This is a genomic window from Streptomyces mayonensis (genome assembly GCF_018982965.1).
In the GTDB taxonomy this organism is placed as follows: domain Bacteria; phylum Actinomycetota; class Actinomycetes; order Streptomycetales; family Streptomycetaceae; genus Streptomyces; species Streptomyces mayonensis.
In genome coordinates this window covers 63,212-84,199 of record NZ_JACBYP010000016.1, presented here as the reverse complement: position 1 = coordinate 84,199, position 20,988 = coordinate 63,212, and the positions used below count along the sequence as shown (strand labels likewise).

Genomic DNA, 20,988 nt, shown 5'->3' with positions numbered 1-20,988 from the left:
TGGTGTCAGGCGAGCCAGCGGCCGTCGGTCATCACCTGGCGGTCGGCGTGTTCGTTGAGTTCGCGCCAGCACTCGATGTCCCTCGGCTCCAGCCGGAAGAACCGGTAGCCCTTCGACTCGCGCGGGTCCCAGCCGCACTTGGCCGCGTAGGCCTCGGCCTGCCCGGCCGGGAGGTCGGCGTTCTCCACCAGTTCGCCGGTCGCGTCGATGAGCACTACGTCACGGGTGTGGCCCAGCACCAGGCGCGCCCGGCCGGACTCCACGATGTTCACGGCCGTCGGGTTGGTGCGGACCGTGGCGACGTACAGGACGGGGTCGCTCCACACGAAGGAGAGGGGCACCAGGGTGGGGGCGTCACCGGCGGCGGTGGCCACCCACAGGTCCTTGTCCTTCTCCAGCCGGGTCAGGGCGTCGGTCCTGCGCTGCGCGGTGGAACGGGCGGGCTCGGTCATGGGGCGGTCTCTCCCTCGGTGTCCAGCGGGGCGGCACCGACGGCTTCCGGGTCGGCGTCGACGTCGTACACGCACCGGAATCCGACCTCGCTGTGCCGGTCGGTGATCAGGTCGCGCCCACGGTAGTGCGTGGCCAGGCATGGCGGGGGCGAAGTCCAGGAGCCGCCGCGGAGCGCGTGAAAGGCATCTTTTCTGTTCATGAACTCCACCGGGCGCCGCCCCTTGAAGAACGGGTCCATGTCCTGGCGGGTGAAGTAGTTGGTGCGGGTCATCTCCCAGACGTTGCCGGACATCTGCAGCGCGCCGTACGGGCCGGCGCCCCCGGGAAGGCTGTCGGCCGGGAGCACGGGGGCCGGCGGGTGGCTGTCCGGGTCCGCGGTCACCAGTACGGCGTCCAGGTGCGCCAGGTCCGGGACGGGGCGGGAGAAGGCGCGCTCGACGTAGTGGACGCGGTCGGGTTCGAACGTGTCGCCCCAGGGATAGGTGCGGCCGTCCGTGCCGCGCGCCGCCCGCTCCCACTCGTCCTCGCTCGGCAGCCGGCCCCCGGCCCACCCGGCGAAGGCCCAGGCGTCGTACCAGTCGATCCCGACGACCGGCAGTTCCGGCCGGTTGAAGCGGGGGTCGTTCGCGTGGGCCGGCGCGTGACCCTTTCCCGGGGGCTGGTCCGGGTGGTCGAATTCCGGACTGTCACGGACGTCGTCCAGGAACGCGCTGTAGCGGGCGTTGGTGACCGCGGTCCGGTCGATCCGGAACGCCGGGAGGACGACCTCGCGGGGCGGATTGTCGGTGTCGTCCATTCCGTAGGCGTTCGGGGCGGGGGCGGCGCCGTGCCTGCCGGCGCCCTCGGGTACGAGTACGACGTCGTCGTTGTTGCGCGGACGGCGGCGGGCCGCGACGCTGTCCCGCCACGGCGCGAAGAACGCGTCCTCCAGTTCGCGCAGACGGTCCGGATCGCTGGTGCCGAAGATCCGGACGAGCGCCTGCTTGGCGAAGGCGGATCCGCATCCCACGGGTTTGCGCAGGGCGGCGGGACGGGTGAAGTTGCTGGGCCATCCGGAGATCTTGATGAGGTCCGGGACCGCCGCGTCCGTCCGGTGCCGGCCGGCCAGCCGGATGCCGGTGAACGCCACCCAGTCGACCGGGTCGTGTGTCGCGGCGGCCAGGGCGGCCGCGGTACCGGCCCGGGCGAGGAAGTGTTCCGCCAGGATGTGCAGGCAGGCGACCCGGACCGGCCACCGGTCGTCGCGCGAGGACAGGGCGATCAGCCGCTCGTGGATGCCGGGGTCGCGCCGCGCGGCACCGGCCCGCAGATCGGCGACGAGGCGGTCGGTCTCCTCGGGCCGCGCGGTCACGCCACTCGTGCCTGTCCGGCTACCACTTGTGCACGTCGGGCTCTGCGTCACGGCTGTTGAGGAATCGGTCCACCTCCGAGGGGTGGTCGGCGGGAACGCCCGCGTCGGGCCGGTCGGTTCGGCCGGTGTCCTCGTCGCGCACTGCCACGTGCCCCTCCCCGGGTTCCTGCCCGCCGATGTGCTTCACATTCTAGAAGAGTCGTCAACTCGCGTAAAGAAAGCGGCAGTTCACGTCGACGTGCACAACAGGACGTCCGTCACCGGTTCCACCGGGGTCATGGCCGTCCTTTCGGTGCGGACGGTCCAGCGGTAGAGGCCGGGTTCCGGGACGAACACCCGTGCCGTGTACAGCCCGTCGCCGCGTGGTTTCAGCGCGACGGGGGCGACCGGTTCGGCGTCGGGACGCTCGGGGTCCGTCACCGCCAGGGTCAGGACCAGGGCGTCGGAGCGCTCGACCGAGCGGACGGCGACCTGCCAGGGCTCCCCCGGCTCGACCAGCGACTCGGCCGTGACGGAGATGCCGTCCGCGGCGGCCTGCGGTCTCCTCGGGCGGGCGGTGAGGATGCCGGTCAGCTGCACCAGCGTCTCCGGCTGCTGCTGGAGGGCGGCGTGCCGGCCCGCGACGAAGAGGGCGCCCGCGTCGTCGGCGAACTCCGGCGGGACGGCCGAGCAGCGCGGCACCGTGCCGTCGCCGCCGTCGTCGTAACCGGTCGACGGCTGTCCCCGGACCTCGCTGCCGCCGTCGACCAGCGCCCACAGCTCGGTGGCCTGCCAGTGGCTCAGGAGCGCGTGGTAAACGGGCCGTTGGGATCCCCGCGCGGCGACGGCGTCGCCGATCGCCCGGTGGAAGGAGCGGCTGCGGTCGAAGGACTCGGCGGGCAGTCCCGGGACGTCCGACGGTTCCGTCACCGCCGCCAGCCGGTCCGGTGCCGTGCCCACGCAGGGGTAGACGGGCAGGAGTTCGGCCACCGACGGCAGCGAACGGGCCAGGTCGCCGAGGCCGAACCGCACCGGCCCGAGCCGGGAGAAGCCGTTGGCGAGGACGGTCAGCGCCTTCACCGAACCCAGGTACGGCGTACCGATGGTGACGACCCGGCGGACCAGCCCCCGCACGTCCAGGCACTCGGCGTAGTACCGGGCGACGAGGCCGCCCATCGAGTGGCCGACGAGGACGACCCGCGCCCCGGGGACGTCGCGGCGGCGGCGTTCCAGCAGGGGCTCCACGAAGCGGGCGAGCCGCCGGGCCGTGTACTCGTTGGACTGCCGCCAGTCGTAGGGGAAGGCGTGGATGTGGTCCCGGTCCCCGGGGAACCGCTTCCGCAGCCGCTTGAGCAGGTTGTCGTACCCGTCCACGGCGACGAGCCCGGGGAACATCCCGAGGGTGGGGAGCACTCCGGTGACGCGCGTGCCGTCGTCCCAGCCCCGCCCCGGCTGCCGGAAGACTCCCGGGTCGAGCGAGAGGTCCTGGGTGAGACGGTCGCCGAGCCGGTGGACGTTGCGGAAGATCTGGCGGTACCCCCAGGTCTGCCGCCCGTCCCGGGCCAGTGTGCTGCCCAGGATGCCGGGGATCACCACCACGAGGTCCCCGTGCGCGATGCCGGTCATGTGCCCCCTGTCCTCGCTCGGTCGGTGCTGATTCGGTGCCGCCCCCTGTGTCAGGGCGGGGCCAGCAGGTCCACGGCGCACACCCCGAGGTGGGTGGCCGCCAGCAGGGTCGAGTCGTGGACGGCGAGGCCGTAGCAGCCGGTCAGCGGGATCCGCAGGTGCCGGCCGTCGGTGAGGTCCCAGACCCGTACGGTGCCGTCGTTGCCCGCGGTGGCGGCCACCGGCCTGCCCCGCACCCGTCCCGCCGCCGCGGCGAGCACGGCGTCGGTGTGCCCCTCCAGCACGTCCAGCGGCAGTCCCTCGGTCAGGTCCCACGTCCGTACGGTGCCGTCGTCGCCGGCGCTGACGACGACGGGGCGGCCCTCGGCCTCCGCGACCGCGACCTCGCGCACCCACTGCTCGTGCCCGGCCAGCAGGTGGACCGGCTCGCCCCGGACCACGTCCCACACCCGTACGGTCCCGTCGGTGCCGCCCGTGACGGCGACCGGGCGGCCGCCGGCGACGGACGTGGCGACCGTGCGCACCCCGCCGGTGTGGCCGGTCAGCACGTGTCGCGCACGGCCGTCGGCGAGGTCCCACACCCGGACCGTGGCGTCGTTGCCCGCCGTCACCGCGTACGGGCGGCCGGCCGCCGTGCCGGTGGCGACGGCCAGCACGGAGCTGGAGTGGCCCGCCAGGACACGCAGGCAGGTGCCGTCCGCCACGTCCCACACCCGTACCTCGGCGTGCGCGCCGCTGGTGACGACGACCGGCCGCCCGTCGAGGACCGCCCACGCGGCCCTGCCGACCCAGCCGGAGTGCCCGCGCAGTACGGCGAGCGGGCTGCCGTCCGCCAGGTCCCACACGCGGGCGGTACGGTCCGTCCCGCCCGAGACGGCCACCGGGCGGCCGCCGGCCTCGCCCGCGGTCACGGTCAGCACCCACTGGCCGTGCACGGCCGGCGGGTCCGGCTCCTGCGCGCCGCGCAGGTCCCAGACCCGGACGGTCGCGTCGTCACCGGCGGTCAGCGCGACGGGCCAGTGGTCGACGGAGGAGACCGCCACGGACCGGACCTGGCCGGTGTGACCGTCCATCACCTGCGCGCATTCCCCGGTCCGCAGGTCCCAGATGCGCACCGTGCGGTCGGCGCCGCCGGTGAGGACGGCGTGCTCGACCGGCCCGCCGGGGTCGGGCGCGGCGACGGCCACGCAGCGCCCCCACCCGTTGTGCCCGTCGGCGGTCCGGAGCGGGGTGCCGTCCGCGGCGTCCCAGAACTGCACGTCCCAGTCGTCGCCGGTACTCACGACCACCGTCCGCCCCCCGGCCTCGGCGAGCCGGGCGGCCAGCACCCAGCCGCTGTGCCCCGTCAGCACGCGGAGCTGGGTGCCGTCGGAGGGGTCCCAGAGCCGTACCGTGCGGTCGGCACCGCCGGTCAGCAGCACGGTCCGGCCGCCGACCGTGCCCAGCGAGACGGTGCGTACGCCGCCGGTGTGCCCGTGCAGCACGCGTACGGCGTCCTCCGCGGCGGGAGCGCCGTCCGCGCTGTGGGCACCGTGGGCGTCGTGGGCGTCGTGGGCGTCGTGCCCCTCATCCGTGCCCGTATCCGTACCCACATTCGCATCGCGGGCGGCGAGGCGGTCGAGGTCCCAGACGCGGACGGTGCGGTCGGAACCGGCGCTGACTACCACGGGGCGGCCGTCGACCCGGCCGATGTCCACCGAGGCGACCCAGCCGGTGTGGCCGGTCAGGGTCCGCAGCAGCCGCCCGGTGGACAGGTCCCACAGGCGCAGGGTGCCGTCGTCGCCGCCGGACACGGCCACCGCCGCACCGTCCAGGTCTCCGGTGGCGACGGTCTGCACGGCACCGGTGTGGCCCTCCAGGATCCTCAGGGTGCTGCCGGAGGCGAGGTCCCAGACGCGGACGGTGCGGTCGGCTCCGCCGGTCACCGCGGCGGGCCTGCCGTCCACCTCGGCGGCGGCCACGGCCCGTACGCTGCCCCGGTGTCCCTCCAGCACCCTGTGGTAGGGCGTCGGCCGGTAGCGGGCCCAGCGCGGCCACCAGGGGGCGGCGCGGGGGGCGGTGAGGTCGACGCGCCGGCCGTTCTGGGACCCGGTGAGCGTCAGGACGGCCGCGCGTTCCGCGGTGGTCAGGCCGCGCAGCGCGTGCGCGCATCTCAGGTACAGGCGGGCGGCGTCGGGGAGTTCACGGTCCAGGCCGGTGCCCAGTGCGGCGGCCAGGCCGTCGGGTTCGGCGGCGACGAGGTAGCCGAGGTCGCTGCCCAGCTCCGGCAGCCGGTCGGCGGCCCGGGCGTGCGCGGCGAGGTGGTGGGCCGTGTACGGGTTGGCCCGGTCCCAACCGTCCAGCCGGGCCAGCGAACGCAGGCGTTCAACGATCGCCGCCTCGGCGTCGGTGTCCTCCTCCACCGCTCACCTCCCCGCGCAGGTAGTCGCCGATGGACTGGTGGTAGAGGCGGAACACCGCCTGCCCGTCCTCGGTGCCCTCGATCAGGTACCAGCCCGCCTCGCGGATGACCCGGGAGACGTCGGCGGCGCTGTAGGCGCGGCCCGAGCGGTCGGCGGCGAGCGCGCCCGCGAGTTCGGGCCAGATCTGCCGGCGCGGCAGACCCTTGCCCCGGGCGAAGGCCAGGGGGGTGAGGACCTCGCGGACCAGGGTGGGGTCGTCGAAGCGGGTCAGGTCCTCGGCGAAGACCCGGTGCAGACCGGCGTCGCCCACGTCCGCGGGCAGCCGCCGCTCCCAGCCGGGCTCGTCCACGACCGTCTCGCTCACGCCCTCCAGCACGCGCATCGCGAACCGCGCGTACAGGAACACCCGCCGGGCCTGCGCCGCGACCGCGCGGGCCGCCGCCCGGCGCCGCCGCGGGGTCGGCCAGCCGGTGACGCCCCGCCGGCCGAGGCGGTTCTCGACGTACCGCTCGATGTCCCGGTCGGTGTGGTCGTCGGTGCCGAGGTCGAGGACGGTCAGCGGGGCGCGGCGCGGCCGCAGCATGTCGATGAGCGGGCCCAGGTCGCGGGCGTCGGGATCGTGCCGCCCGTCCCGGTCCCGCCGGGTGCCGACGACGACCCGGCAGCCGGGCAGGCCCGCCAGGGCGCGCAGCACGTCCCGGGCGATGTAGACGTCGTCGTCCTGTTCGGCCTCGTCCAGCGCGTCGGCCAGGACGGTCACCGCGCGTCGCTCGTCGCTCAGCAGCGTGATCAGGTCGCGGGGCGGGCTGGTGGACCCGGACAGGTCGAGCCCGAGCTGGTCGCCGATGTCGCGGGCGACCTCCTCCGCACGGCGGTTCCTGAGGTGGACGACCGCGTCGAAGCTGCCCACGGGCGGCCGTGCCCGGTCGTCGTCGAGGAGTCCGAGGACCCGGCAGGCGGGTTGCGAGGCGTGGTCGGCGAGGACGGCCATGCGGCCCAGGAAGGCCGACTTGCCGCAGCCGGGCGGCCCGGTCACCACGAGTACGCCGTGGTCGTCGCCCGACAGCCACTCGGTCACCCGGCGCGTCAGCCGTTCCCGCCCGGTGAAGTACCAGCCGACGTCCCCGGCGTCAGCGCTCGCCGCCCTGCTGAGGAAGTGCTCACGGTCCGCGTCGGGCAGGTCGGCGAGCAGCGCGCCGAGCTCCACCGCCCGGTCGGCCGCGTGGGCGCGGTAGCGGGGGTTGGGGACGATCTTCATCCCGTCGCGTCCGGCGACGTACGCGCACTGGTCGTCGCTGAGCCTCAGCCGGAGTTCGTCGCGGAGTTCGAGCAGGGTGACGAACTCGTCGCCGTCGTTCCAGTGTCCGCCCCGCGAGCCCGCGCGCAGCGCTTCGAGCATGCCCTTGACGAACAGCCCGCTGTACGACCGCTCGTGGTGCAGTGACGGCACGAGGACGGCCAGGTCCATGCCGGGTCCGCCGTGGGCGGCGGCGGCGCGGTCGACGGCCTGCTGCACCTCGTGGGCGGCGAATCCGGCGTAGCAGGTGTCCAGGAGGATGAGGCCGGAGAGCGCGCCGCTGTTGAGGATCGCCTGCACCAGGTCCTCGACGCTTATGGCCTTGCTGCCGAAGTAGGGGGCGCGCTCGGGGCTGGAGGCGACGAGCACGTAGTGGCGGCCGTTGTGCAGTCTGCCGTGGCCCGCGAGGTAGAGGACGACCTTGGCCGCCCGCTTCTCGTCGCGGGCGGTGTCCACCCAGCGTTCCAGCGAGTCGGTGATGGCGCGGGCGGTGGCGTCGGAGAGCAGGCAGCACTCGACGAGCGGGTGGAAGCCCCAGTCGCTGAAGAAGGCTTCCAGGAGGCGCGCGTCGGACGGTGCGTCGGGGAGGTGCGGGTGCGGGCCGTCGGCGTAGTCGATGCCGACCGAGAAGACTGAACCACGCGTCCGTGTCGTCACGGTAGGCGATTATGTCAGTACGGTGGCGGCATGGAACCGGGGTTGCGGACATCCACGCGGGCGGACGCGTGCGGGGCCGTTCTCCCGGTGCTCGACGGGACGGGAGTGCCCTGAGATGGCGCTGAGCGAGTGGGAGATCCTGGACGGCCTGGCCGAGATCCTCAACGAGGAGACGGGGGTGCCGACCGCGTCGGTGGAGCTGGGCACGCGGTTCGCCGGGGACCTCGGGGCCGACGCGGCGACGATGCGGCTGATCGCCGCACACATCGAGCAGAAGTTCCGGGTGCCACGGCCCGACGCCGCGGCCTTCGTACGGGTGGGCGACGCGGTGGCCCACATCCAGGCGGCGCAGGGGTGACGGGCCGGGCGGGCACCTCGTGCGGGCCCCGCCCGTTCCTCCGGGCCCCGCCCGTCAACACCGGTTTCCGGACGGCCCGGTGGGCCGGACGGCACTGGTACGCCCGGCGACTCCGGCACACCGAACGGCACAGGCGGGCGGCTCCGGTACGCCGGACGGCACAGGCGGGCGGCTCCGGTACGCCGGACGGCACAAGCACACCGCACGGCACGGGCAGGCCAGGCGACTCCAGTTACGCCGGACGCGGCACAGGCACACCGCACGACTCCGGCGCGCCGCACGGCGCCCCCGCCCGCCCTCCGGTCACCGCCGCACGGTGACCTCGTCGTCCTGGGGCACGTGCCCCGCGACCACGCGCTCCCGGGTGTGCGCCACAGCGGTGCCGCCCCTGCGGCGGTCGACCGCGTACGCCGTGGCCGCGACCGCCAGGCCGAGGACCGCCAGGGCCGAGCCCGCCGTCGCCGGGGAGGTGGTGCCGAGGCCCGCCGCGAGGGTGAGGCCGCCGATCCAGGCGCCGCCGGCGTTGGCGAGGTTGAAGGCGGCCTGGTTGGCCGAGGAGGCGAGGGACGGGGCCGCGGCGGCCTTCTCCATCACCATCAGCTGGAGCGGGGAACCGGTGGCGAAGGCCGCCATGCCGAGCAGGGCCACGGACACGGCCGCGGTGACCGGTGTGCGCATCAGGAGCGGGAAGAGGGCCAGGACCACGACGAGGGACGCGAGTCCGCCGAAGAGGGTGCCGCGCAGGGAGTGGTCGGCCAGGCGCCCGCCCAGCAGGTTGCCCGCGGTGGCACCGACGCCGAACAGGGCGAGCAGCAGCGTCACACTGGTCCCGGCGAAGCCGGCGGCGTCCGTGAGCATCGGCGTGATGTAGCTGTACGCGGCGAACAGCGCGCCGAACCCGGCGACCGTCGTGCCGAGCGCCAGCCAGACCGGCAGGGAGCGCAGGGCGGCCAGTTCGCCGCGCAGGCCGGTGGCGGGGGCCGGGGCGCCGTCGCGCGGGATCAGGGCGGCAAGGGCCGCTATCGCCGCCACGCCGATCGCGCTCACGCCGAGGAAGGCGGCCCGCCAGCCGAGCTGCTGGCCGACGGCGGTGGCCGCGGGGACGCCCACGATGTTGGCGACCGTGAGGCCCAGGAACATCATGGAGACGGAGCGGGCCTTGCGTTCCGGCGCGACCATGCCGGTGGCGACGACCGCGCCGACACCGAAGAAGGCGCCGTGCGGCAGGCCGCTGACGAAGCGGGCGGCGAGCAGGGAGATCTCGCCGGGGGCGACGGCGGACAGGGCGTTGCCGGCCACGAAGAGCGCCATCAGCGCGATGAGCACGGCGCGGCGGGACATCCGCGTCGTCGCCGCCGCGAGCAGCGGGGCGCCGATCACGACGCCGAGCGCGTAGGCGGAGACGAGGTGGCCGGCGCCGGGGATGGAGATGCCCAGGTCGTCCGCGACGTCGGGCAGCAGGCCCATCATCACGAACTCGGTGGTGCCGATGCCGAAGGCGCCCACGGCAAGGGCGAGCAGGGCCAGGGGCATGAGGGGCGAGCCTTTCGAGAGCGGAGTGCGTACGGGAGGGGACGCGGGGACTGTATGTTCCCGTACGGAACAAAGGCTCTCAGGGCAGGTATTCCGCAGACGAATTCTAGGAAGCCGTTGTGTCCACCTTCACACGCGCCGCGATCGGCAGGTGATCGCTCCCGGTGGCCGGGAGGGTCCAGCTGGCCGTGGGGTCGAGACCGCTGACCAGGATCTGGTCGATGCGGGCCATCGGGAAGGAGGCCGGCCAGCTGAAGCCGAACCCGCCGCCCACGGCGCCCTGCGGGGAACGCATCTGGGAGGTGATCGCGGTGAGCGCGCGGTCGTTCATCGTGCCGTTGAGGTCACCGAGGAGGATCTTGCGCGGCAGCTTCTCGTGCTCGATGGCCGCGCCGAGCGCGGCGGCGCTCCGGTCGCGCTGCCGGGCGGTGAAGCCCGCCTCCAGCTTCACCCGTACGGAGGGCAGGTGGGCGACGTACACCGCGACCGGTCCGGACGGGGTGGTGACGGTGGCCCGCATCGCCCGCTTCCAGCCCATCCGGATGTCGACGGCCCTGACGTCACTGACCGGGTACTTGCTCCACAGCCCGACCGTGCCGACGACCTCGTGGTGGGGGTACTTCTCCTCCAGCGCCTTCTCGTACGTCGGTACGGCGGTCGACTTCAGTTCCTCCAGGGCCAGCACGTCCGCACCGGCGGCGGCCACCGCGCGGGCGGTGCCCGACGGGTCGGCGTTGTCGGCGTTGACGTTGTGCGTGGCCACGGTGAGGTCGCCGCCGGTGCCGGTCTTGTCGAAGAACAGGCCCCCGAAGAGGTTCATCCACACCGTCGCCGGCACCACCAGCGCGATCAGCGCCGTCGCCGACTTGCGGACCAGCGCGATCACCAGCAGGAGGGGGATCAGCAGACCGAACCACGGCAGGAAGGTCTCCGTGAGGCTGCCCAGGTTCCCTATGGCGTTCGGGATGTGCGCGTGGCCCGCCATGACCGCCGACAGGAGCAGGGCCACTACCGCGGTGACCAGGCCCCGGAGCCAGATCCGCCGGTCGCCGCGCCAGCCGCTGACGGCCCGGACGAACAGGCGCCGGATCAGGGACCGCATCCGGGACTCCCGGCGTTCGGGATCCGGGTCACCGCTGTCCGTATCCGTCATGTACGCCTGCTGCGCCATACCGTTGCCTCACAACCTGCTGTGCCACCGTCGCCCCCTGTGACTCAGCACCATAGGGGATGATCGGTCCCGATCCTGCCGCCTTCGGACGGCCGTACGCGCACGACGACGTACGGACCACCCGACGGAGTTCCGGGCGGAACCGCGAAGGTCGATTCCGTAACGGAACGATCATATTTCGCCCGAGATGTACGCCCCCTGGCTCCCCCTAGCCGACGGGCCGTCCGGAGTGCCACCATGGAAGGGATCCGGGGACGCCGTGAGGGCGCCTCGAGATGACATGAAGGAGCCGTTGCCATGACGCAGCTTTCGGCTGCCCAGACGCCGCAGCACACCCCCGGGGACGGGAGCAGGGCGCTGTACGGGGGCAGGATCAACCGTCGCATCACCGTACGGGACATCACCGCCGCCAAGGAGCGCGGCGAGAAGTGGCCCATGCTCACCGCATACGACGCGACGACCGCGTCCGTCTTCGACGAGGCCGGCATCCCGGTCATGCTCGTCGGCGACTCCGCGGGCAACTGCCACCTGGGCTACGAGACCACCGTGCCCGTCACGCTGGACGAGATGACCATGCTCTCGGCCGCCGTCGTCCGGGGCACGAGCCGCGCCCTGATCGTCGGCGACCTGCCCTTCGGCTCCTACCAGGAGGGCCCGGTGCAGGCGCTGCGCTCGGCGACCCGGCTGGTCAAGGAGGCGGGCGTGGGAGCCGTCAAGCTGGAGGGCGGCGAGCGCTCGCACCGGCAGATCGAACTGCTGGTGGAGTCCGGCATCCCGGTCATGGCGCACATCGGCCTCACCCCGCAGTCCGTCAACTCCATGGGGTACCGGGTGCAGGGGCGCGGCGAGGAGGCCGCCCAGCAGCTGCTGCGCGACGCCAAGGCGGTGCAGGACGCGGGCGCCTTCGCGGTCGTCCTGGAGCTGGTGCCGGCCGAGCTGGCCGCCGAGGTGACGCGGACGCTGCACGTTCCGACCGTCGGCATCGGGGCGGGCTCCGGGACCGACGCGCAGGTCCTGGTGTGGACCGACATGCTCGGGCTGACCGGCGGCCGGGTGCCGAAGTTCGTCAAGCAGTACGCCGACCTGCGCAAGGTCATGGGCGACGCGGCGAAGGCGTACGCGGAGGACGTCGTCGGCGGAACGTTCCCGCAGGACGAGCACGCCGTCCACTAGGACACCGCCCCGGGCCCGTACCCGGGGCCGGCCCCGGGCGCCGGCCCCGGGCGCCTCAGGAGACCATCCCGGTAGGACACCGGCCCCGCCGATCTTCCCCCGTCGGCGGGGCCGGTGGTTTTCCCCGGCCTCCGCGTCCGCTCCGCCCCGTCGGCGGGACGTCGGTGTGCCGCCGGTCACCGGTCGCCGGTGCCGACAGGCCGCCGGGCGCCGGTGTCGGCGGGATGTCGGTCGTTTGTCGGTGGCCCCTGCCATCGTCTGGGGCCATGAAGCGAATCGACGACATCCCCCGGGCCGCGGACAGCGCGGTCACCGTGCGGGGGCTGGTCAAGCACTACGGCGAGACCAAGGCGCTGGACGGCGTCGACCTGGATGTGCGCGAGGGCACCGTGATGGGCGTGCTCGGGCCGAACGGCGCCGGCAAGACCACCCTCGTGCGCATCCTGTCCACCCTCATCACCCCCGACTCGGGCCGGGCGCACGTCGCGGGGTACGACGTCGTACGGCAGCCGCGGCAGCTGCGCCGGGTCATAGGGCTGACCGGGCAGTACGCCTCCGTGGACGAGAAGCTCCCCGGCTGGGAGAACCTCTACATGATCGGCCGGCTGCTCGACCTGTCCCGCCGGGACGCCCGCACCCGCGCCGACGAACTGCTGGAGCGGTTCTCGCTCACCGAGGCCGGCAAGCGCCCCGCCGCCACCTACTCCGGCGGCATGCGGCGCCGGCTCGACCTGGCCGCCTCGATGATCGGGCACCCGTCCGTCCTGTACCTGGACGAGCCCACCACCGGCCTGGACCCCCGCACCCGCAACGAGGTGTGGGACGAGGTCAAGCGCATGGTGGGCGACGGCGTCACCGTGCTGCTCACCACCCAGTACATGGAGGAGGCCGAGCAGCTCGCCTCCGAGCTGACCGTCGTGGACCGCGGGAAGGTCATCGCGGGCGGCGGCATCGAGGAGCTGAAGGCCAAGGTCGGTGGCCGCACCCTGCGGGTCCGCCCGGCCGACCCGCTCCAACTGCGGCCGCTCGCCGCCTACCTGGACGAGCTGGGCATCACCGGGCTCGCCAGCACCACGGTGGACCCCGAGCGCGGTGCCGTCCTGGTGCCGATCCTCAGCGACGAGCAGCTGACGGCCGTGGTCGGCGCGGTCACCGCGCGCGGCATCACCGTCTCCTCCGTCACCACCGAACTGCCCAGCCTGGACGAGGTCTTCCTGTCCCTCACGGGCCACCGCGCCAGTGCCCCGCAGGACCCCGCGCCCGCCACCGACGGCGCCCCCGACGACGCCCGCGAGGAGGTCGCCGTATGAGCGCCGCCACCACCACCGCACCCGCTCCCGCCGCCGCCCTCACCCCCGACGCGCGGATCTCGCTGCGCGCGCATGTGCGGCACACCGGCGCCCTGGTCCGACGCAACCTGCTGTGGATCCGGCAGGACCCGGAGTCGATGTTCGACGCGCTGCTGATGCCGATCGTCTTCACCCTGCTGTTCGTGTACGTCTTCGGCGGGTCGATCGGCCAGGCCCTGGGCGGCGGGCAGGACGGCTATGTGCAGTACGTGATCCCCGGCATGATCGCGATGATGAGCATGACCCTCTCGCAGGGCGTCGGCACCGGCTTCAGCCAGGACTTCAACTCCGGTGTCATGGACCGCTTCCGCTCGCTGCCGATCGGGCGCGGCTCGGTGCTCTTCGCGAAGATCGCGGTCGAGATGGCGCGGATGCTGTTCGCCACCGCGGTGCTGATGGTCGTCGCCGTCCTGGTCGGTTTCGACATCGACCACTGGGCCGGGCTGTTCGCGACCGTGGGCCTGTCCGCGGTGTTCGCCTCGTCGATCATGTGGGTGTTCCTCACCCTCGGCGTCGTCCTGAAGAACGCCCAGTCCGTACAGGCGATGGGCTTCATGGTGCTCTTCCCGCTGCAGTTCGGGTCGTCGATCTTCGCGCCGACGCAGTCGATGCCGGGCTGGCTGCAGTCCTTCACCGACTACAACCCGCTGTCCACGCTCGCCGACGCGGCGCGCGGACTGATGGTGGGCGGCCCCGTCGCGCACGACCTGTGGATCACGCTGGGCTGGTCGGTGGCGATCACGGCGGTGATGGCGCCGATCGCCATCCACAAGTTCCGTACGAAGACCTGACCCGGGCCGGACCGGCCGGGCACGGCGTCAGACGAGGGCGACGGCCTCCTGGGGGGAGAGCCGGGCGCCCTCGGCGTACGCGGTGTCGTACGCCTCGGGGCCGAGCGCGTCGCGGGCGCGTCCGGTGGCGCGCGTGCGCGCGTCCCGCTCCAGGCCCATCGGGACGTGCTCCGGCGGCAGCATCGCGTCGGCGGCTCCGATGCAGCGGGCGGCGTCCGCGGCCCGGCGCCCGCCCTCCACGCGGGCCAGCGCCATCGCGGCGATGGTCAGGTACCCGGAGCGCATGTGCGGGGCGATGGCCGCGGACAGCGGGTCGTCGGCCCGCTCCAGCGACCTCCGGATCCGGGTCAGGCACTCCTCGTGCCGGTCCTCCAGTGTGGCGATCCAGGCCTCGGCGGCGAGGATGAAGGCGTCGAAGACGATGAAGTGGGAGATGGCGAAGTCCTCGCGCAGCAGGCGCAGTTGCAGCCGTGCCTCGGCGGTCCGGCCGGTCATGCCGAGCCAGCCGGCGAGGAAGAGCCGGGCGGCCGGCATCGCGCCGTTGTGCCCGGTGCCGGCCGTCCGGTCGATCACGGCGGTCAGGATGCGCTCGCCCTCCTCGCCGTCGCCCGCCTCGAGGAGCACGCTGCCGAGGCGGGCCTCCAGGACGTCCACCTGGGCGTGCGCGCCGAGCCGTTCGGCGTGCTGCGCGGCGGCCCGGTAGTCGGCGGCGGCGAGCCGGAACTCGCCCTTGCGCTCGCGGGCCTCGGCGCGGGCGGAGAGCGCCTCGGCTGCGCCCCAGGCGTCGCCGAGACGGCGGTGGATCTCCAGCGCCTCGTCGGCGTCGCTGGTGGCGTCCCCCGCCCACTCGGCGCGGTTGGCCAGGAAGTTGGCGCGTATCTGGAGGCAGCCGGCCAGCGCCCAGTCGAACCCGGGCGTCTCACGGCAGGTGCGCACGGCGGCGTCCATGATCACGCGCAGCCGCTCCATGTCGCCGGAGAGCATCACGGCGAAGAACCAGAGCAGGCCGGGCGGGGTGCAGGTCTGGGGCATGCCGGGTTCGTACGTGTCGGCGATGAGGCGCAGTTTCCGCCTGGCCGCCGGGTTCTGCCAGGCGTCCAGCTCGGTGTCCATGCAGGCGAGGTGGGCGAGGTGGACACCGCGCCGGGCCTCGGCGAGCACTTCGCCGGTCATCGGCGGCGGGGCGTCCGTGCACCGCTCCCACACCGGCTCGGCGCGACGGCCCGGCTCGGCGAACGGGTCCGGGCCGAGCGCCATGACCTCGCTGAACCAGTTCCGGGCCTCGACCCGCAGGTCGCGCATCTGCCAGTACCAGGTCAGCGACAGGGACAGGCTCAGCGCCTCCTGCTCGTCGCGTTCGGCGACGGCGTGGCGCAGCGCGGTGCGCAGGTTCTCGTACTCGCGCTCCAGCCGCTCGATGGCGGTGAGTTGTCCGGGTCCGCGCAGCAACGGGTCGGTGGTGCGGGCCAGTTCGCGGTAGTACGTCAGGTGGCTGCGGGCCGCGGCGGCCCGGTCGCCGGTTTCGTCGAGGCGCTCGCCGGCGTATTCGGCGACGGTCTCCAGGAGCCGGTAGCGCATGCCGTCGCCGGACGGCGCGGCCACGACCAGGGACTTGTCGACGAGGGAGCCGACGGCGTCGAGGGCGGCGGCCCCGCACACGGCCTCGGCGGCGGCGAGGTCGCAACCGCCCGCGAAGACGGACAGCCGCCCCAGCACCTCGCGTTCGGCCGCGTCGAGCAGGTCCCAGGACCAGTCGACGACCGCGCGCAGCGTCTGCTGGCGGGGCAGGACGGTGCGGCTGCCGGAGGTGAGCAGGCGGAAGCGGTCGTCGAGGCGGTCGGCGATCTGGCGGGGGGTGAGCATCCGGAGCCGGGCGGCGGCCAGTTCGATGGCGAGCGGCAGGCCGTCGAGGCGGCGGCAGATCTCGGCGCAGGCGACGGCGGTCTCCTCGTCGGCGTCGACGCGGAAGCCGGGGAGGGCGGCGGCGCCCCGGTCGGCGAGCAGCCGCAGCGCGGCGGGCTCGGGCAGCGGCTCCACGGGGCGCAGCGTCTCGCCCGGTACGCCGAGGGGTTCGCGGCTGGTGGCGAGGACGGTGAGGTGGGGACAGCGGGCGAGGAGTTCCTCGGTGAGGCGGGCGGCGGCGTCGACGACGTGCTCGCAGTTGTCGAGGACGATCAGCATGCGGCGCCGGCCGCAGTGCTCGACGAGGCGCTCGACGGCGGTGGCCTGCCGGTCGGTGGCGGTGGCCGCCCGCATCTCCTCGGCACCGGCGCCGTACATCACGGTCTCGCGGGCGCCCAGCGCGGTCAGCAGGGCCTCCGGTACGGCGCCGGGGTCGTCGACGGGGGCGAGTTCCGCCAGCCAGGCCCCGTCCCGGGCCGGTTCGCCGGCGCCCTCGGCGACCTCCTGCGACAGCCGGGTCTTGCCGGCGCCGCCGGGGCCGAGCAGGGTCACGAGCCGGGTGGCCGCCAGGTCGTCGCGCAGCGCCCGGAGGTCGGCGTCCCGGCCGACGAAGGAGGTCAGCCGGGCGCGGAGGTTGCCGCGGGGGCGGGGGGCGGGTGCGGACGCGGGGAGCTGCCCCGCGGGCACGGAGGACGTTTCGCCGGACACGGAGAACGCCCCGCCGGGCACGGCGGACGTCCTTGCGGGCGTGGACGCCGTCTCCCCGGGCGCGGCCGCGGGGGACCGCCCGGCGGCACCGGCCGCGTCCGGCCGCCCGCCGGGAGGAGCCTCGGACGACGCCGGCGCGGGGGACGGCCCGGCGGGACGGGCGGCTCCGGGCTCCGCCGGCGCGGATGCCCGGGCCCGCCCGGCTGAACCCGCCCTCTCCCCGGCCGCCCTCTCCCCGGCCGCCCCTGGCTCCGCCCGCTCCACCGAGGGGGCGGGCGTCCCGGGCCCGGACGCCGCCCCGGGACGTACGGGCGTACCGCCGGGCTCGGCCGCGGGGTCCGGGTGCGTACCGGACGGCGTCGCCGGCCCCCGGGCCCCGGGACCCGCCGGCGAGCCCGGCCGCCCGGGCGCCGGCAGCTCCGCCGGCGCGAGCAACTCGGCGTGCAGTGCGCGCAGTTCGGGCCCCGGGTCGGCGCCGAGCCGGTCGGCGAGCAGGTGGCGTACGGCCTCGTAGGCGGCCAGTGCCTCGGCGGTGCGGCCGGTGTCGCGCAGGGCACGCAGTCGCAGCGCCTGGAGGGACTCGTCCAGCGGACGGCCGTCGCACAGCGCGGTCAGCTCGGGCAGCGAGTGCTCGGCCCGGCCGAGGTCCAGGGCGGCGGTGTGGCGGGCGCGCAGGACGTCCAGGTGCCGGGTCTCCCAGCGGGCGGCCTCGGCGGTGCGGTCGGGCAGGTCGGCGAGGGCGGGCGCGCGCCACAGGGCGAGGGCGTCGTCGAGCACGTCGGCGGCCTTGGCGGGGTCGCCGTCGGCGAGGGCGCGGGTGCCCTCACCGGCGAGCCGGTCGAAGCGGTGCAGGTCGACGTCGTCGGGGGCGGCGGCGAGCCGGTAGCCGCCGTCCGCCGAGACCACCGCCGGGGCCCCCACCGCCCGGCGCAGCCGCCCGACCAGCGCCTGCAGGGCACCCGGCGCGTCGGCGGGCGGGTCGCCGTCCCACACCTCCTCCACCAGCAGCCCGGCCGGGACGGCGCGGCCGGCGCGGAGGGCCAGCACGGTCAGCAGCGCGCGCAGCCGCGCCCCGCCGAGCGGGACGGCCGTGCCGTCGGGACGGAGTACCTGTGTGGTGCCGAGAATGCGGTAGCGCACGGCACCATTGTCCCCGCTGCCGTCGGAGCCGGTCACGCGGCTCCGACGGCACGGCGCGCCGCCCGCGAGACGTTCTCCCCGTGCGCCTGCGCCCGGTACGGTCGGGCAGTCCCGCGTCGCGCGTTCCGCAGGTGCCGCGCCTCCGACAGCCGGTCCGACAGCCAGGGAGTTCCATGTCCACCGCCACCGCCCGCCCCAGCGACCGGCGGATCAGTCCGGTCTTCCTCGGGATCGTCGCCGTCGCCGCGGTCACGGGCTGGGCCGCCTGGACCGGCTTCGCCGAGCAGCCGGGACTCGCGGTGTTCCTGTTCGTGACGGCCGCGTGGGTCGTGTCCCTGTGCCTGCACGAGTACGCGCACGCCCGCACCGCGCTGCACAGCGGTGACATCTCGGTCGGCGCGAAGGGCTACCTCACGCTGAACCCGGTGAAGTACACCCATGCCCTGCTGAGCATCGTGCTCCCCGTACTCTTCGTGATCATGGGCGGGATCGGGCTGCCGGGCGGTGCCGTCTTCATCGAGCGCGGGCGGATCCGGGGGCGGTGGCGGCACAGTCTGATCTCGGCGGCGGGCCCGCTGACGAACGTGCTGTTCGCCGTGGTGTGCACGGCGCCGTTCTGGCTGGACGCGCTGGACGGCGTACCCCGCGACTTCCGGCTCGCCCTGGCGTTCCTCGCGCTGCTCCAGGTCACGGCGGCGATCCTGAACTTCCTGCCGGTGCCTGGCCTGGACGGCTACGGCGTGATCGAGCCGTGGCTGTCGTACAACGTGCGGCGGCAGGTGGAGCCGCTCGCGCCGTTCGGGCTGCTGATCGTGTTCGCGCTGCTGTGGATCCCGGCGCTCAACGGAGTGTTCTTCGACGCGGTCGACGCGCTCCTGCGCGGGCTCGGCATCGGCGAGATCGACACGTACTGCGGCTTCGAGCTGTACCGCTTCTGGCAGACCGACGAACTGTGCACCGTCGGCGGGTGACGCTGCACGCCGTCGGCGTGGTCACGCTGTATGCCCTCGGCAGGTCACGGACTCGGCGCGTGACGCCGCTCAGCCAGTGGCCGCTCAGCCGGTGACGGACGTGGACGTCGACGCGGACGCGGCGCGCCGGGCGTCCCGGCCGCGCTTGACGTAGTACCAGCACATGTTGGACGACAGCCCCGACAGCAGCACCCACACGACACCGATCAGCACGCTGCCCTGCACGAAGGAGACGACGGCGGCGGCGACGGCGAGGACGCAGACGACCAGGGCGTAGAGGGCGAGGCGGGGCATGGTGCGGGCTCCTGTCGGGGGACACTGCTGGCTGCCCACCAGTGTCCCCCATCGCCTCACACGTCCGTGACGCGGAGCCCGGCGTGCGCCTTGTAGCGGCGGTTGACGGAGATGATGTTGGCGACCAGGGACTCGACCTGGTGGGCGTTGCGCAGCCGTCCGGCGAAGATGCCGCGCATGCCGGGGATGCGTCCGGCCAGTGCCTGCACGATCTCGACGTCGGCGCGGACCTCGCCGAGCACCATCACGTCGGTGTCGATCTCGGCGACCTCCGGGTCCTGGAGGAGGACCGCGGAGAGGTGGTGGAAGGCGGCGGTGACCCGGCTGTCCGGGAGCAGCGCGGCGGCCTGCTCGGCGGCGCTGCCCTCCTCGGGCTTGAGCGCGTAGGCGCCCTTCTTGTCGAAGCCGAGCGGGTTGACGCAGTCGACGACGAGCTTGCCCGCCAGCTCCTCGCGCAGCGACTCCAGGGTCCCGCCGTGGCCCTCCCACGGCACGGCGACGATCACGACGTCGCTGCGGCGGGCGGTCCCGGCGTTGTCGGCGCCCTCGACGCCGTGCCCGAGCTCCGCCGCGGCGGCCTCGGCGCGCTCGGCGGCGCGCGAGCCGACGATCACCTTCTGGCCGGCCTTGGCGAGGCGGTACGCGAGGCCCTTGCCCTGGGGGCCGGTGCCGCCGAGGACGCCGACGACCAGGCCGGAGACGTCGGGCAGGTCCCAGGGGTCCTTGGCGGGAGCCTTCTGTGCAGCACTGTCACTAGAGGTCATGGGCCCGACCCTACGTCCGCCCGGGCCGCCCCAGGAGTACGGGTCCGTCCCGCGCCGGGGTGTCCCCGGGTCGGGGGAATCCGGGCCGAAAGCCGGACCGCGCGGGACCGGTTGCGGCAGGATGCGGCGGCATGGACGCCGTACGGGTCGCACTGCTGCGGGAAGTGCTCGCCGGGACCGAGTGGCTGGGCTCCACCCGGAGGTTCGCGGGGGCGCTGCGGGGATCGGTGGTGCCGCACGGGGGCGGGCTGCTCCTCGTGGGGACCGCCGAGCACGAGCCGTGGCATCTCGCGGCGCACCTGGTGGACGAGGCCGCCTGGTCGGGGACGCCGGAGCTGGCGCCGACGCTGGTGCGGCACGGCGCGCGCCCCTCGGACCCCGCGCACCTGGCGGTCGGGCTCGGGCGGCTTGCGGCGGCCCGGCGCGGGGAGACGCTGCTCGTGGTGACGCCGGAGGACCCCGGCGCCCTGCTCCTCGAACGGGTCCACGACGCCCGCCGGGCCGGCGCGACGGTGCTGTCCCTGGGCACGGACCGCGACCCGGGTGAGCGGGAGCTGGCCGCCATGGCGCACGAGACGCTGACCGTGCCGGACGGCGCGGAGCTGGACCTGGACACGGTGCAGCACCTGGTGAGCGCGGCGGCCGGGGAGAACGCGGTGCCGCCGCCCCGGGGCCGCCGCCGCTTCCGGGACCGCCTCTCCCGCCTGGCGGACCACCTGACGGCCCCACCGCCGCCGGGCTGGTGAGAACGCCGCTCACGGCGGGCGGCCCCGGTATTCGCCGTCGGCTCCCAGTCCGGGGCGTCGGCTCTCAGTCCTCGTCGGTGCGCCCCGCGGAGGGGGCGTCGTGCCACTTGGGGTCGTTCTCCCACTTGAGGTTGCGCTCGCGGGCCGTCTGCATCGCGTGCTCGGCCTCCGTACGGGAGGCGTACGGCCCGAAGCGGTCCTTGCCCGGGCAGTCCGGGCCCTCCTCGACCTTCTGGTGCTCCAGGCAGTAGTACCACTCGCCCGGCTTCCCGACCGTGCGCTTCTTGAACAGGGCCATGGGCAGCTCCTCTCGCCACCCACAT

The 20,988-nt window shown here is 74.4% G+C and carries 18 protein-coding genes; 6 read left to right on the top strand and 12 right to left on the bottom strand.

The annotated features are described in order from the left end of the window. Nucleotides 1-5: 5 nt before the first annotated feature. From HZS56_RS09050 to HZS56_RS09030, 6 genes are all read right to left on the bottom strand, one after another. The gene (locus tag HZS56_RS09050; RefSeq protein ID WP_216720185.1) at nt 6-452 is read right to left on the bottom strand and encodes a pyridoxamine 5'-phosphate oxidase; all 447 of its coding nucleotides are present in this window, start codon (nt 450-452) and stop codon (nt 6-8) included. Next, nucleotides 449-1,804 carry a formylglycine-generating enzyme family protein gene (locus tag HZS56_RS09045; RefSeq protein WP_216720184.1) on the bottom strand — a complete coding sequence of 452 codons (1,356 nt, stop codon included), beginning with the start codon at nt 1,802-1,804 and terminating at the stop codon, nt 449-451. The genes HZS56_RS09050 and HZS56_RS09045 overlap by 4 nt, the downstream gene beginning before the upstream one ends. 19 nt (nt 1,805-1,823) lie before the next feature. Further along, a complete protein-coding gene (locus tag HZS56_RS38700; RefSeq protein WP_301542997.1) occupies nt 1,824-1,952 on the bottom strand; it encodes a hypothetical protein in 129 nt (42 codons plus the stop codon). Nucleotides 1,953-2,032: 80 nt separating this feature from the next. Further along, complete coding sequence (locus HZS56_RS09040; protein ID WP_216720183.1) at nt 2,033-3,409, bottom strand: alpha/beta fold hydrolase; 1,377 nt, start codon at nt 3,407-3,409, stop codon at nt 2,033-2,035. Between the two features lie 50 nt (nt 3,410-3,459). Further along, the gene (locus HZS56_RS09035; RefSeq protein ID WP_216720182.1) at nt 3,460-5,811 is read right to left on the bottom strand and encodes a WD40 repeat domain-containing protein; all 2,352 of its coding nucleotides are present in this window, start codon (nt 5,809-5,811) and stop codon (nt 3,460-3,462) included. Continuing rightward, nucleotides 5,774-7,765, bottom strand: a complete 1,992-nt coding sequence (locus HZS56_RS09030; RefSeq protein ID WP_216720181.1) for a P-loop domain-containing protein — start codon at nt 7,763-7,765, stop codon at nt 5,774-5,776. The genes HZS56_RS09035 and HZS56_RS09030 overlap by 38 nt, the downstream gene beginning before the upstream one ends. Nucleotides 7,766-7,880: 115 nt before the next feature. Here HZS56_RS09030 and HZS56_RS09025 point away from each other — a divergent pair, with 115 nt between their 5' ends. Continuing rightward, nucleotides 7,881-8,123, top strand: a complete 243-nt coding sequence (locus HZS56_RS09025; protein WP_216720180.1) for an acyl carrier protein — start codon at nt 7,881-7,883, stop codon at nt 8,121-8,123. A gap of 303 nt (nt 8,124-8,426) precedes the next feature. Here the strand turns inward: HZS56_RS09025 and HZS56_RS09020 are convergent, their stop codons facing one another. Continuing rightward, nucleotides 8,427-9,656 carry an MFS transporter gene (locus HZS56_RS09020; protein WP_216720179.1) on the bottom strand — a complete coding sequence of 410 codons (1,230 nt, stop codon included), beginning with the start codon at nt 9,654-9,656 and terminating at the stop codon, nt 8,427-8,429. 106 nt (nt 9,657-9,762) lie between these two features. Beyond that, nucleotides 9,763-10,827 (bottom strand): endonuclease/exonuclease/phosphatase family protein, encoded by a 1,065-nt coding sequence (locus tag HZS56_RS09015; RefSeq protein WP_216720178.1) that lies wholly within the window; start codon nt 10,825-10,827, stop codon nt 9,763-9,765. A 297-nt stretch (nt 10,828-11,124) separates the two neighbouring features. On the opposite strand from HZS56_RS09015, the gene panB reads away from it, so the two are divergent. From panB to HZS56_RS09000, 3 genes are all read left to right on the top strand, one after another. After that, nucleotides 11,125-12,000: a 3-methyl-2-oxobutanoate hydroxymethyltransferase gene (panB, locus tag HZS56_RS09010; protein ID WP_216720177.1), complete on the top strand. Its 876-nt coding sequence runs from the start codon at nt 11,125-11,127 to the stop codon at nt 11,998-12,000. A 266-nt stretch (nt 12,001-12,266) separates the two neighbouring features. Continuing rightward, a complete protein-coding gene (locus tag HZS56_RS09005; RefSeq protein ID WP_216720176.1) occupies nt 12,267-13,310 on the top strand; it encodes an ATP-binding cassette domain-containing protein in 1,044 nt (347 codons plus the stop codon). Then, a complete protein-coding gene (locus HZS56_RS09000; protein WP_216720175.1) occupies nt 13,307-14,140 on the top strand; it encodes an ABC transporter permease in 834 nt (277 codons plus the stop codon). Before HZS56_RS09005 ends, HZS56_RS09000 begins: the two co-directional genes overlap by 4 nt. A 27-nt stretch (nt 14,141-14,167) precedes the next feature. Here HZS56_RS09000 and HZS56_RS08995 read toward each other — a convergent pair whose 3' ends face one another. Continuing rightward, nucleotides 14,168-17,890, bottom strand: coding sequence for an AfsR/SARP family transcriptional regulator (locus tag HZS56_RS08995; RefSeq protein ID WP_216720174.1), 3,723 nt, complete (start codon nt 17,888-17,890; stop codon nt 14,168-14,170). A 173-nt stretch (nt 17,891-18,063) separates the two neighbouring features. On the opposite strand from HZS56_RS08995, the gene HZS56_RS08990 reads away from it, so the two are divergent. Further along, the gene (locus HZS56_RS08990; RefSeq protein WP_216720173.1) at nt 18,064-18,861 is read left to right on the top strand and encodes a site-2 protease family protein; all 798 of its coding nucleotides are present in this window, start codon (nt 18,064-18,066) and stop codon (nt 18,859-18,861) included. 84 nt (nt 18,862-18,945) lie between these two features. Here HZS56_RS08990 and HZS56_RS08985 read toward each other — a convergent pair whose 3' ends face one another. Continuing rightward, complete coding sequence (locus tag HZS56_RS08985; protein WP_216720172.1) at nt 18,946-19,155, bottom strand: hypothetical protein; 210 nt, start codon at nt 19,153-19,155, stop codon at nt 18,946-18,948. Nucleotides 19,156-19,211: 56 nt separating this feature from the next. Next, a complete protein-coding gene (gene npdG, locus HZS56_RS08980) occupies nt 19,212-19,919 on the bottom strand; it encodes an NADPH-dependent F420 reductase (RefSeq protein WP_216720171.1) in 708 nt (235 codons plus the stop codon). A 131-nt stretch (nt 19,920-20,050) separates the two neighbouring features. Between npdG and HZS56_RS08975 the strand changes: the two genes are divergently transcribed. Further along, complete coding sequence (locus tag HZS56_RS08975) at nt 20,051-20,665, top strand: hypothetical protein (RefSeq protein WP_216720170.1); 615 nt, start codon at nt 20,051-20,053, stop codon at nt 20,663-20,665. Between the two features lie 64 nt (nt 20,666-20,729). Here the strand turns inward: HZS56_RS08975 and HZS56_RS08970 are convergent, their stop codons facing one another. Further along, nucleotides 20,730-20,963, bottom strand: a complete 234-nt coding sequence (locus HZS56_RS08970) for a hypothetical protein (RefSeq protein ID WP_216720169.1) — start codon at nt 20,961-20,963, stop codon at nt 20,730-20,732. Nucleotides 20,964-20,988 lie beyond the last annotated feature (25 nt).